This window comes from Hahella sp. HNIBRBA332 (assembly GCF_030719035.1).
Classification (GTDB): Bacteria; Pseudomonadota; Gammaproteobacteria; order Pseudomonadales; family Oleiphilaceae; genus Hahella.
The window spans coordinates 4,169,035-4,181,146 of sequence record NZ_CP132203.1 but is presented as its reverse complement, the minus strand read 5'-3'; the positions used below and the strand labels follow the sequence as shown (position 1 = coordinate 4,181,146).

At 52.1% G+C, this 12,112-nt stretch carries 10 protein-coding genes; 6 read left to right on the top strand and 4 right to left on the bottom strand.

All coding sequences use genetic code 11. The features are described 5' to 3' along the window. Positions 1-290: 290 nt before the first annotated feature. A complete protein-coding gene (locus O5O45_RS18415) occupies positions 291-1,853 on the top strand; it encodes a vWA domain-containing protein (protein WP_305900820.1) in 1,563 nt (520 codons plus the stop codon). A gap of 1,875 nt (positions 1,854-3,728) precedes the next feature. On the opposite strand, the gene O5O45_RS18410 is transcribed toward O5O45_RS18415, so the two are convergent. Both O5O45_RS18410 and O5O45_RS18405 read right to left on the bottom strand, forming a co-directional pair. Beyond that, positions 3,729-3,971 carry a hypothetical protein gene (locus O5O45_RS18410; protein ID WP_011395499.1) on the bottom strand — a complete coding sequence of 81 codons (243 nt, stop codon included), beginning with the start codon at positions 3,969-3,971 and terminating at the stop codon, positions 3,729-3,731. A 225-nt stretch (positions 3,972-4,196) separates the two neighbouring features. Continuing rightward, complete coding sequence (locus O5O45_RS18405) at positions 4,197-4,604, bottom strand: VOC family protein (protein ID WP_305900819.1); 408 nt, start codon at positions 4,602-4,604, stop codon at positions 4,197-4,199. 182 nt (positions 4,605-4,786) lie between these two features. Here O5O45_RS18405 and O5O45_RS18400 point away from each other — a divergent pair, with 182 nt between their 5' ends. Further along, on the top strand, positions 4,787-5,425 hold the full coding sequence (locus O5O45_RS18400; protein ID WP_305900818.1) for a helix-turn-helix transcriptional regulator: 639 nt from the start codon (positions 4,787-4,789) through the stop codon (positions 5,423-5,425). Between the two features lie 31 nt (positions 5,426-5,456). On the opposite strand, the gene O5O45_RS18395 is transcribed toward O5O45_RS18400, so the two are convergent. Beyond that, positions 5,457-6,146 carry a crotonase/enoyl-CoA hydratase family protein gene (locus O5O45_RS18395; protein ID WP_305900817.1) on the bottom strand — a complete coding sequence of 230 codons (690 nt, stop codon included), beginning with the start codon at positions 6,144-6,146 and terminating at the stop codon, positions 5,457-5,459. Between the two features lie 390 nt (positions 6,147-6,536). On the opposite strand from O5O45_RS18395, the gene O5O45_RS18390 reads away from it, so the two are divergent. Both O5O45_RS18390 and O5O45_RS18385 read left to right on the top strand, forming a co-directional pair. After that, a complete protein-coding gene (locus O5O45_RS18390; protein WP_305900816.1) occupies positions 6,537-8,171 on the top strand; it encodes a M28 family metallopeptidase in 1,635 nt (544 codons plus the stop codon). Between the two features lie 266 nt (positions 8,172-8,437). After that, positions 8,438-8,920, top strand: a complete 483-nt coding sequence (locus O5O45_RS18385) for a GreA/GreB family elongation factor (protein WP_305900815.1) — start codon at positions 8,438-8,440, stop codon at positions 8,918-8,920. 50 nt (positions 8,921-8,970) lie between these two features. Here O5O45_RS18385 and O5O45_RS18380 read toward each other — a convergent pair whose 3' ends face one another. Continuing rightward, positions 8,971-10,149: a hypothetical protein gene (locus tag O5O45_RS18380; protein ID WP_305900814.1), complete on the bottom strand. Its 1,179-nt coding sequence runs from the start codon at positions 10,147-10,149 to the stop codon at positions 8,971-8,973. Between the two features lie 283 nt (positions 10,150-10,432). Here O5O45_RS18380 and O5O45_RS18375 point away from each other — a divergent pair, with 283 nt between their 5' ends. Together O5O45_RS18375 and O5O45_RS18370 are read left to right on the top strand one after the other, a co-directional pair. Beyond that, entirely contained in the window at positions 10,433-11,185 is a 753-nt protein-coding gene (locus tag O5O45_RS18375) for a TIGR00266 family protein (RefSeq protein WP_216739527.1), read from the top strand. A gap of 306 nt (positions 11,186-11,491) precedes the next feature. Beyond that, on the top strand, positions 11,492-12,097 hold the full coding sequence (locus tag O5O45_RS18370) for a hypothetical protein (protein WP_305900813.1): 606 nt from the start codon (positions 11,492-11,494) through the stop codon (positions 12,095-12,097). Positions 12,098-12,112 lie beyond the last annotated feature (15 nt).

The following is a 12,112-nucleotide window of genomic DNA, read 5'->3' as shown; positions in this document are numbered from 1 at the left end:
AGGATAATTGCGGTTATTTATTTAGATAATTTTTTATTTTTATAGATATAAAATCCATTTTATGAATTTCTTAATTTCTCTGCAAAAAATCAAGAAATAAAAATTAAGTTGTTTGGTATCAGTAACTTAAGAAATATTTTCGGATGATTTTGGAAAGTTGGCATGTGGGCTGCAATACATCTGGCAAGTAAACAAACAATGTCTTGGAACACTGCGACAGAGTCTGATTACCAGATTAGATAGCAGTGAAATTCAGTAAAGCCGAATGTATTGTCGGCGGGAGTAAAGAAATGGCGAGTAAAACATTATTCAACACCCGGCGCGGAAAAATGGCGCCTGCGGCGGACACCGTTAATCAGGCCGGTGGCCTGGCTTATAAATATTCCGCAGAGCATGCGCTGGCGCAGTACGCGGTGACCGGATGTTTCACGAGTACATTCTATGCTTCCGCTGAAGATCAGTTGGAAAAAGTCATGGAGTTCGCCGCTCAAGTGGAGCCAGAATTTATCGCTAAATTGGCGGTATTCGCTCGGGAGCGCGGCTTCATGAAAGATATGCCGGCGCTGTTGACTGCGATACTGACTGTGCGGGCGCCGGAAATGGTTCCCGTCGTGTTCAAGCGGGTCATTGATAACGGCCGTATGGTGAGAAACTTCGTACAGATCATGCGTTCCGGCGTGGTTGGGCGTAAATCTCTGGGAACCATGCCTAAGCGGCTGGTGAAAGAATGGATCAACGCTCGCGGCGAGTCTTCTTTGTTCATGGATTCTGTCGGTGCGTCGCCTTCGATGAAGGATGTCATCAAGATGGTGCGGCCAAAGCCGGAAAACCTGATGCGGCAGGCGCTGTACGGTTATCTGATCGATAGAGAATACGATGCGGAGAAGCTGCCGCAGGTTGTGCGGGATTATGAGGCCTTTAAGGCGGATCAGTCCCAGCCGCTGCCGAAAGTGGAGTTTCGGTTGCTGACAGCGCTGAACCTGACACAAGCGCATTGGGCTGGCATCGCCCGCAATGCGGGATGGCAGATGACGCGGATGAACTTGAATACCTTTGCGCGGCAGGGCGTGTTCAAGGAAAAAGGAATGGACCGTGTGATCGCTGACCGTCTGCGTGATGAGAACGCCATTCGCAAGGCCAAGGCGTTTCCGTATCAATTGATGGCTGCTTACACCATGGCGGGCGAAGGTGTGCCTAAAATGGTGACGGAGGCCTTGCAGGACGCGATGGAGATCGCGCTGCAGAATGTTCCGGCGCTGGAAGGTCGGGTTGTCGTGTTGCCGGATACCAGCGGGTCTATGACTCAGTCGGTGTCAGGTTATCGTCCCGGCGCTTCCAGTAAGGTGCGGTGTATCGATGTCGCCGCTCTGGTGGCTGCGGCTATCCTGGCGAAAAACAAGGATGCGGAGATTCTCCCGTTCGCGACATCAGTGCATCAGGTGCGTTTGAATCCTCGGGATTCGGTGATGACCAACGCGACCAAGCTGGCGCAACTGGGCGGCGGCGGAACGAACTGTTCCGCGCCTCTGGTAGAGCTGAACCGGCGCAAAGCGGAAGTGGATACGCTGGTCTTCGTTAGCGATAACGAGTCATGGATTGATACGAACAGCCGTTATGCGGGGTACAACTCAGGGACGGCGGTGATGCAGGAGTGGCTGAAGCTGAAGCAGCGTAACCCCAACGCAAAAATGGTGTGTATCGATGTTGTGCCCAACGCATACACCCAGGCGATGGAGCGTGATGACATCCTGAACGTGGGAGGATTCTCCGATCAGGTGTTCACAGTGATGAAGTCCTTTTTGAGCGATAACCCACAGACCTGGGTGCGCACCATCAAGGAAATCGAACTGTAGCCAAGGATCTTGGTAAAGAGAAAGGCCGTCTGCGGGCGGCCTGATTCGCAGGCTTAGTTATTGATATCGGCGAATGCCAGTATGACTACATTAACCATTTGGTCCCGGGTTCGAGTCCCGGCGGTCTCTGACCGTAGCTCAGTTGGTAGAGCAGATGACATGTCATGCGCCCTTATTGTCGCCGTGTTTTTTAAGGCCAAATGTCGGTCAGGATTACATCCAAAAACATCCAGACCATAACTTGTTGGCCGCCCAATGTTGATTTTGGCGAATGCCAGTGGGATTACATCGCTGTTAACGACCAGGTTGCGGGTTCGAGTCCCGTTCGCGCGGAAGTCTTGCGCGGTAGCTCAATTGGATAGAGCAGGAAAGTATCTCACACACATTTGTCGCCGAAGGGAAAGGCTCGTGAGAGCGTTTCCCCATGACACGAAGGTTATGGGAAAGCGTTTTAAGGAGAGATAAACAGACGTTTTTAAAAGTTAAACCGGCGAATGCCAGTATGACTACATGGGGACGCGAGGCCCTGGGTTCGAATCCCGGCGGTTGGTTGACAGCCGTAGCGCAGTGGTAGCGCGCGTGTTTAGATGTCATACGCCCTTATTGTCGCTGGTCTTTTTTTAGGCCAAATGCTGGTCAGGATTACATTTTTCCCAAATAACTTCCTGGCTGTTTTTTGTTGGCCGCCTTATTTGAGTTTTGGCGAATGCCTGTGTGACTACACCACTTTTAATGGCCAGGTCGCGGGTTCGAGTCCCGCCCACGCTTAAAATGGCGTGGTAGCTCAGTCGGGAGAGCAGGACTGTCACACACACTCTCGTCGCCGAAGGGAAAGGCTTGCAAGAGCGTTTCCCCATAATGAGTAAATTATGGGAAAGCGCTTTTGCATCTGATGCAAGGGTTCTTTGGTAAGTCGGCGAATGCCCGTATGACTACATCGGGGCTGCGAATTTCCGGGTTCGAATCCCGGCGACTGTTTACAGTTGTGGCCCATTGGTAAAGGCGCGCGGTATATGCGTCATACAAACTTTTGTCGCCGGCTTTTTAGGCCAAATACCTTGCAGGGCTACATATTTCGGGCCTTGCACTGCGCTTGTTGGCCATTTTTGCTCTTTTTAGCGAATGCGTATAAGACTACATACTGAAACCATGCTGCGTCTTATGCATTTTTGTCGCTGAAGGGAAGCGCTCACAAGAGCGTTTCTCCATAACGCCAGAGCTGAGGAATATCCTGAGTCTCAGCATTGGGCGAATATGGAAAAGCGTTTTGGTTTGCGCTGACGAATGCCTGTATGACTACATTGATTCGCGAGGTCCCGGGTTCGAGCCCCGGCAGTCTTTTGTGACTGTAGCTCAGTAGGTAGAGCTCGCGAGATTGTCATGCAAATCTTTGTCGTCGGCTTTCTTCTATAACTTCGTTCTATCCAGCTTCGATTCAATTTCTCTGATGCTGTAAATTGTCTGTCTGAAGCTTGTTGGATATCAGAGTGTGCAGATGAAGACAGTTATTGTGGCGGTGCTTTGCCTCTCGCTAGGGTTTGGAGTTGGATATTTTATTCAGTGGGAGCGAGTTCGCTGGGCGGGTTGAAGATGCCGTCAGTCGAGAAATTGCTTTATTAATGCGCTTTCCGGTCCCTTCTTGTGACAAGGTATTAAAGAGCAGCGATATACGGGTTAGTGACTCCCAAGGCGTAGATCAGTCACTCTGGTTTTATGAGAAAAGCAGCGATACTTTGCGAAGGATCGTCGTCTCCGCTGATCTTATCGTTGGGTATGAAGAAATGTCGCTAGGCTGTCAGTAGCGTGAACCGAAACTCAGCGCCTAAACGTGCGCAAGCTGCGTTCGTGCGATGTTACGCCCAGAGTAACCTGAAGTTATGGACGGTTAATTTCGACGATATGCCAAGTGACGTCAGTATAAGTGACTTTGGTATCCGCTATCGCCGCAACAGGGGCATTGATGCTGTCTTTTAGGTAGTCAGCGATGATGAGCTGGGTGTTGGCCAGCGTTTCCTCCAGCGTGCCTCCCACGCCGCAAACCAGAAGTCCGGGTATCGACGAGAAGTAGTCCGCTTTCTCACTTTGCTTGACTGCGACCCGAAAGACTAACTTGGTCATAGCACTCTCAATTCTTGTAGTAATGTTGAGTCATGGTATCCGAAGGCGGCGGGATTCTCCGATAATTATTTCGCGGTTATTTGTGAAACTTTGTTAAATAAAAGCCTTATAAATGGACTTTTCCTGCACGTTGATCGCTAAACCGACAATTTTTCTGGTATCGCAATGAAACGCCCCATCAACGGGGCGTTTAACGTGTTAAAGGTGCGGCTTTGACTGGGCTATTTAATAACGGTTTTTCTCCGCAGGACTTTCGCTCAGATATTGTACAAATTCCCACTCGATGCCGTTAGGGTCGAAATAGTAGGCTCTACGGCGGAATGGATTAGACTCTGTTTCATAACCGTCGTAACCGCGCTGCTGCAAGCGGCCTGTCACTCCATCGAGATCCTCCACCACCATGCCAATATGGTTAATGCCGTCGTTGATATAGCGGGTGCTGACATCGCTTAGATGGTTATCGCACTGCTGTAGCGCGAAGTAGAAGCGGTCATTGCCCACATGGGCCCATCTGCCGTTTTGATTCATCAGATTTCCTTCGCCCCGTAATACAAAGTCAGGGAAGGCGGCTTGCAAAAACTCCGTGGATTTTTCGATGGATTCAACGGTGATGTTAGCGTGTTCCAGATACATGGTTCGTCCTCCATTGTCGCCCCGGGCAGGGTCGTGTTTGTTGTTGGATTTATTTAGTAAAGCTTTTGCTTTCCAAAATAGATTATTCCTGTTCCTGTCTTTAGTAAAGCTATCGCTTTACTAAATTTTTCCTATCAACGTATACTGAGACGCTACCCATTTATTGTAAGAGTGAGACTTCTTTGACGACGCAGGAAGACAGCGGCGAGCGTATTCTGTACTTGATTAAATCCCGAGGGCCGGCCAGCGCCCCCAAATTAGGGGGGATGTTGGGCATGACCACGATGGGCGCCAGGCAGCACATAGCTAAGCTGGAGCAGGAAGGTCTTTTGTATAGCGTAGAGGAAAGGAAGGCGCGTGGACGTCCTGTAGCGGTCTGGCGTCTGACGGAAAAGGCGCAGAGCCGGTTTCCGGATAGTCACGCCAATCTGACCGTCGACTTGATCGCGTCCACCCGTGAGGTGTTTGGGGAAGAGGGGTTGGAGAAGCTCATTGAGGCGCGTAACGCCAGACAACTGCAGAGCTACTTAACCGCGTTATCTGTGTATCCTGATGTAGCGGGGCGAATCGCCAAACTGGCGGAGCTACGCAGCGCGGAAGGGTATATGGCGGACGCTTTTTTTGAGCAGGACGAGGGAGTTTGGTATCTGGTGGAAAACCATTGTCCTGTTTGCGTGGCGGCGCAGCATTGTCAGGGATTATGTCGAGCGGAGCTGCAAAATTTCCAGCGTTGCTTTGAAGAGCTTGCAACGGTAGAGCGGACAGAACATGTGTTGAAAGGCGCGCGTCGCTGCTGTTATCGATTTACTTTGAAAACTTAACCGTCAGCGGGCGCGCCTGTGAAGTTTGGGATTACAGTGATCCAGTCGCGTCTTTCTCGATGGCTTCCGCCAATTCGCTCAAGAACGCGCTGCGCACTTTCAGTTTGGTGTTCTTGTGCGCTTTCAAATTCAACGCTGTCATTTTCTTGGCTTCTTCCATCGCTCGCGCCATCAGTTCAGGCTCGTCTACGACGATGTCGAGAAAACCGGCTTCTTTGGCCTGTTGAGGTGCAAACATCTCTGCGTTAATGACGCAACGGTTGAGGTATACCGGCGCCAGGCGCGCGCGGGCGATGGCGATGCCGGCGTGATGCATGGTCATGCCGATAGCTACTTCATTCAGGCCTATTTTATAGGGGCCTTCGACGCCAATACGCAGGTCGGCGGATAACAACAGGAAAGCGCCTTTTGCGACGGCGTGGCCAGGACAGGCGACGATAATCGGCATGGGGAAGGAAAGCAGGCGGTGAGACAGGGTGGAACCCTGTTTAACCAGCGCCATGGCTGATTCCATGCTTTGCGTCATGACTTTCAAGTCATAGCCGCCGGAGAGCATGCCCGGAGTTCCTGTAATCACCACCACGGCTTTATTCTGCTCCGCCGCGTCTAATGCGGCGTTGAACTCTTCGATCAATTGCGGGGAAAAGGCGTTGACTTTGCCGTTGTTCAGCGTAATGACGGCAACATTGTCCTTGAGTTCATAACTCAATAATTCGCTCATCGCGGACTCCTTAACTGTGTGTGATTGTCATATTGTTATGTGGTTTATCAGGCGGCGTATTATGGCATATAAACCTTTTCAGGACGGCGATTGAGTTGGGCGATAAAACGGTTTGTGCGTGCTAACTTATTGTCCAATCGAGACTATTGGCTTAGTCCGCTAAGGGTTGACATTATAAAGTGTGAGCGCCTTCACATTAATTAAACGTGAGGGATAAGGGCCTTCGGTAATTACCTATCTAAAGCCCGGACTAACCCCTTCCGCATAGACTCAATCTGACTACTATAGACTGATCGCGCCTAGGAGGAGTTGTATAGGGCGAAAATGATAGCCGGCCAAAAGCAGGCCTATCAGATAAAAAGAAATCTCCTATATGGACTGGAGGAATAAATGCTAACGAAGAAGACAAGCCTATCCATGGCTTTGAGCTCCCTTACTCTTGCTCTCGCCACCGCCGCTCATTCGGCGCCCCCTTCACGCAGCGATCTTTTGAATGAGTTCTGGAGCCCAGACCGCCTGCACCCACTGGAATGCCGCTTTGGCGTTTTGAATAACTCCCCTTGGGGACTGCCTCGTTGTATGCAGGCTAAAAACGTCATGTCGCACCTGCAAATGTTGAACGACATCGCTGGCGCTAACGACGGCACTCGCGCTGCTGGCTTGCCGGGTTACGACGCTTCCGTCGACTACATCAAATCCACGCTGGAAAGCGCGGGTTATGACGTAACGCTGGCTCCATTCCCGTTCAACGCCTTCTATCCGCAGGGCCCAGGAACTTTGGAGACCACCGCTCCTGACACCACTTCTTATGAATGGGAAGTTGACTTCACTTATCTGTCGCAAACCGACGCAGGCGATGTAACCGGCCCTGTGGCTGCGGTTGATCTGGCGTTGGGCCCGGATAACGCCTCCACCAGCGGCTGTGAGGCGGAAGACTTCGCCGGCTTCCCGGCCGGCTCCATCGCATTGGTTCAGCGCGGCTCCTGTACTTTCCAGATCAAAGCGGAAAATGCAGCGGCGGCTGGCGCAATCGGCGTCATCATCTTCAACCAGGGTAATACTGAAGACCGCAAAGGTCTGATGAACGCTACTTTGGGCGATGATTACACTGGGGGCATTCCTGTTGTGTTCGCGACCTACGACAACGGCGCAGCATGGGCGGGCGCTGAAGGGCTGCAGATGCATGTGGTAACCGACGTGGTGAGAAAGCAAACTGAAACCGTCAACGTGATTGCTGAGTCCAGAAGAGGCAACCCGGACAACGTGGTCATGGTCGGCTCGCACCTTGACTCCGTCTACGAAGGCGCTGGCATCAACGATAACGGCTCTGGTAGCGCTGCGTTGCTGGAACTGGCGCAGCAAATGCGTCGCGCGCATCCACGCAACAAAATCCGCTTCGCATGGTGGGGTGCGGAGGAGTCAGGTCTGGTTGGCTCCACACACTACGTGCAGAACCTGCCGGAAGACGAGCTTAAGAAGATTAAGGTCTACCTGAACTTCGATATGATCGCTTCTCCGAACTTCGCTTACATGATTTATGACGGCGACGGTTCTGACTTTGGTCTGGAAGGTCCTCCTGGATCCAAAGCCACTGAAAAACTGTTCGAAGACTACTACAAGCTGCGTGCGCTGCCTTATGAAGGCACCGAGATCAGCTTCCGTTCCGACTATGCGCAGTTCTTTACTGACGGCGTAGCCTTCGGCGGTCTGTTCACTGGCGCGGAAGTCGCGAAGACGGAAGAGCAGGCGGAGAAATATGGCGGCGACGCTGGTGTCGCTCTGGACCCCTGCTACCACCAGGCTTGCGATAACATCAACAACATCGCGCAGGACGCACTGGAAATCAATATCGACGCTGTGGCGTTCGTAACCAGCTGGTTGTCTCTGTCCACCAAAGTCATCGATGATGAAATCGAGGCGGCGGCGAAGAAAGACGAAGGCGTGGCGGCGATGCGCGCATTCAGCGCGAGCTCCAGCGCTTCTTCCTATGACATTACTCACTGGGGTAAACACTGGATTAAATAATCCACTGATCCTTGGTTGATAGACCCATAGCGCTTAGCCCGGCGCCGACTCGTGCGGTTCCGGGCTTTTTTGTGGCTTATAGACTGCTCTTTTCATAGTGGATATGGACAGGAATCCGAATCTGGTTTATTTATTCATCCGGCGGACAAACTGCATCCCTCTATTTGTCTGAACGGACGGGTCTTTTCATGTCAACGCCTGTCTCTCGCGGCGTGTCGCCATGTTAATCACAGTCTTCGTTTTCTGCGCCATTGTGCTTTAGGACCATGCGAAAAGAGAAAATTCATCAACTGATTATCGCCAAACTACAGGACGACCTGGCCGTCGCCCAGCAGGCGGCCAATACCGCTCATGAAACCGCCACCCATACAGAAAGCGTAGCGGAAAACAAATATGACACATTTGGTCTGGAAGCGTCCTATCTGGCGGAAGGGCAATCCCGGCGTGTAAGGGAATTGGAACAGGCGCTAGCCTCTTATCAAAATACCCCGCCCAAGCGCTTTACTGATCAAGACGAGGTCGCCGTTTTTGCGTTAGTCACCCTGGAAGCGGAAGATGGTTCAGAACGTCGTTTGTTTGTGGGCCCTGATGCGGCTGGATTTAAGTTTTTGCTGGATGAGCAAGAAGTGTTGGTCATCACGCGACATTCTCCTATCGGTATGAAACTGATGGGGAAAATGGTGGGGGATGTGGTTGCGCTTGTCGCTGGGGGCGGAGAGAAAGAGTTTGAAATTATCGAGATAGAGTAGCCGGATTTTACGGGAAGCCTGGATCAGACTTCCCGCGTCGTCTTGCCCAATCAGGCGGTGATATCCGCCATGCTGACATGATTCAACTGCATCCATGCCTGAATATTTTCATTGGCGCTGATTAAATCCGTAAAGTCGTGAGCGACCGCTTCCTTCAAATCCGCCACTATCGCTTTGCGCACAGACAGAGCAGAGGGCTGGTTGCTGCGAAAGTCCTCATCCAGGTTAATGCGGCAGATGGCGCGATTGAACTCATAGTATCTCCAGCCCTCTTCCTTATTACCTCCGCGGATATCGATGGCGCAGGACAGCTCTGTTAGCGCGTTCTCCCACTCCGGCGTCACTTTATCCTTCAGTGCGAAGCCCAGTTGCCCGTGGTTCATATGGTAGCGTCCGTCTGGGTCTGATTTGACCAGCGCGCGGAATATGGGAATGGTTTTCTCCATGAGTTGTTTATTGTTGCGCCAATTTTCTCCGCGCACTTTCCAGGTCTGGTAAAAGATTTTCGCCTTGGCTTCCGGCGAGGCGGCGGCGACGGCTTCATCCAGCTCCGGTTGTGGGGCGGGAGGCAGCTCAAAGCTCGGGTTAAGCTGGCGGTCCACCAGGTTTTGAGCTTCGGCATCCAGCTTGGTTTGTTTCTTGATCTCTTCTATGTCGCGGTTCGCCCGCTCCATGCGCTCGGACAGCGTGCCCAGGGCAGTTTGATCCGCCTGACGAAAAGCGCCGGCAAGAAACAGGCGGGTCCAGAGATAACCGAATAAAAATCCAATGATGGAAAAGTACAACAGCACCGATAATGCGAAGATGGAGGCGTCCCGCCCGCCGCCGATGCCTTCGGCAATGTAGCTGGTCACCGCGCGCAAGTGGGATGGCATGGCGGTCAATTGAGTCAGGCCGACGCCAACCAGCATCTTAGTCAGCCAGTCGGATATTTGTTCGAGGTTGGTGTTGGCGAGATAGCCTGCTCCCTGGTTGTCGCTGGTTTTAATGGGGCCTGATTCCTGCTGCAAGGTGCGGGGAATGCCAAAGATAAAGCCCAGTACGCCGCCTAGAAGCAGGAAAGCGCCCGCCACCATCAACCCAACGCTGGCCACAGCCGTTTTTTGCGAGACCGCCGAAAATTGCAGTGCGTAGAGCGCTATCGCCACTGCACCCGCCATCATGGCTGTGCGTAACGTGCGCAAGGCTTTGTTGCTGTCCGAAGTCTGCTCCCTTTCAGTACGTTCCATGGTTCTGATCCTGCCTAAAAGCTTCCTGTTGTCGTCTTTGTATCCGAACATTTTTGCGCTCCCTTTATACCTCAGCGGCGAGACAATTGCAGTGATGAAATTGGCTGTGCGCTGAGTGCAAAACGATGATGAAACTGCTTTTATCAATGGCTGTGTTGATCCTTGCCAAGGATATAAAACACAACGACCTGTCCTGTCTTGTGTGGAAAGAGGGAGGCTTGCATCTGTTTGATAACTATGGCGTTATGAGGGTATCAACAAAATCGCAAGGAGAAAAACTGATATGCGCAGCCATGAGGTTGACTACAAGATCATTGGCCACGACATGCAAATGGTGGAAGTGGAGCTGGACCCAGGTGAAACTGTTATTGCGGAAGCCGGGGCCATGAACTACATGACCGGCGGAATAGAGTTCGAAACTAAGATGGGCGATGGCTCGGACCCTGAACAGGGTTTCTTTTCCAAGTTGTTCAGCGCGGGCAAACGCATGATGACCGGGGAATCGCTGTTCATGACTCACTTCACCAACAGCGGTCACGGCAAGCAGCAGGTTTCATTCGCAGCGCCGTATCCGGGCAGCATCGTACCGGTGGACCTGGCCAATCAGGGTGGAACCATAATCTGCCAGAAAGATTCCTTCCTGGCGGCGGCCATGGGAACCCGCATCAGCGTGGAATTCAATCGTCGACTGGGCAGTGGATTCTTCGGCGGCGAAGGTTTTGTGCTGCAAAAGCTGGAAGGGGATGGCATGGCTTTTATCCACGCCTGCGGAACGGTGGTGGAAAAGCGCCTCGATAATGAAACACTGCGCTTGGACACAGGCTGTCTGGTCGCGTTTACGCCTTCCATCAGCTATGAAATCGAGATGGTGAAAGGCATACGCAGCATGTTTTTCGGCGGAGAAGGCATGTTTCTGGCGACGCTGCGGGGAACCGGAACCGTTTGGATTCAAAGTTTGCCATTCTCCCGGCTGGCGGATCGAATTTTGGCTCATGCGCCCAAACAAAATGGCGGCGTAGAAGTAGGAGAGGACTGAAACTGACGTTTTATCATGATAGAGTGTGACGTCGTAGGCGTTTAACGTCATCGTGCGGGCGATCGTATATCACATTAATGACGGTTGTCCGCTTGATGCGACGCTTGCTCAATTGGCGGCCCATGAAGCCTGGAATGCTTTCTTTGAGCCGTCGCACGCCCAGAACCCAGCAGTGTTCGCGGCGTATGAGAGGGATGTCATGCGGTCGAATCTGTATTGCCTTGCAAGGCCTTGCCTCTCTTAATGTGAAACTCTCTCACATCTCCTGATACTAAAAACGAAAGCAACATTACAGGCGGCTATGGTATGGATATTTTGGCAACCAGAGTTTATGGGAAGAATGGAGGTCACACGGCCGAAGAGAGCGCAAGCCGAAGCAGTGCGCGCAATGGTCAATCTGAAACAACATCGCCACTTCAACTGTCAGCGGAAATCTATGGCATCCTCACCGTCGCGTTGGCGCGGCATTTAGGGCCGGTTTCAACTCACCTTATTCGCAATGCCGCCTCGCATTCCCGCTCTCTGCCGGAAATGATAGATACGCTGTCATTACATATTCCCAAAGGCGCGGAACGAGATACTTTTCTTGATCGCGCCCACAGAAATGACGTAATGACCCACCCTGGACGCAGCCTGGATTCCGTAGCGCGTCAGAAAGCGGCCGCGCCTGTGGCGAACAGGCCGAAGCCCAAGTATAAAAGTAGTGTTGGCACCGCCTTGAGCGAAGAAAAACTGCAACGTCTGACCCAACTCCTCAGTCGGTATGTCGGCCCCTTGGCGGGCTGTATCGTTCGCAAATGTCGCGAAGAGTCGCCGACGGAAATCAAGCTCTATCAGGCGATGGCGGAGTGCATTCCTGACGAGCATGAACGGACTCAGTTTTTAAACAAAGTCCGGCTGAGAAGTTATTGAAAGACTGCGCCCTAT

Coding starts and splice junctions, on each gene's coding strand:
- O5O45_RS18415 (WP_305900820.1), top strand. CDS start 291: ATGGCGAGTAAAACATTATTCAACACCCGGCGCGGAAAAATGGCGCCT.
- O5O45_RS18410 (WP_011395499.1), bottom strand. CDS start 3,971: ATGACCAAGTTAGTCTTTCGGGTCGCAGTCAAGCAAAGTGAGAAAGCG.
- O5O45_RS18405 (WP_305900819.1), bottom strand. CDS start 4,604: ATGTATCTGGAACACGCTAACATCACCGTTGAATCCATCGAAAAATCC.
- O5O45_RS18395 (WP_305900817.1), bottom strand. CDS start 6,146: ATGAGCGAATTATTGAGTTATGAACTCAAGGACAATGTTGCCGTCATT.
- O5O45_RS18390 (WP_305900816.1), top strand. CDS start 6,537: ATGCTAACGAAGAAGACAAGCCTATCCATGGCTTTGAGCTCCCTTACT.
- O5O45_RS18385 (WP_305900815.1), top strand. CDS start 8,438: ATGCGAAAAGAGAAAATTCATCAACTGATTATCGCCAAACTACAGGAC.
- O5O45_RS18380 (WP_305900814.1), bottom strand. CDS start 10,149: ATGGAACGTACTGAAAGGGAGCAGACTTCGGACAGCAACAAAGCCTTG.
- O5O45_RS18375 (WP_216739527.1), top strand. CDS start 10,433: ATGCGCAGCCATGAGGTTGACTACAAGATCATTGGCCACGACATGCAA.
- O5O45_RS18370 (WP_305900813.1), top strand. CDS start 11,492: ATGGATATTTTGGCAACCAGAGTTTATGGGAAGAATGGAGGTCACACG.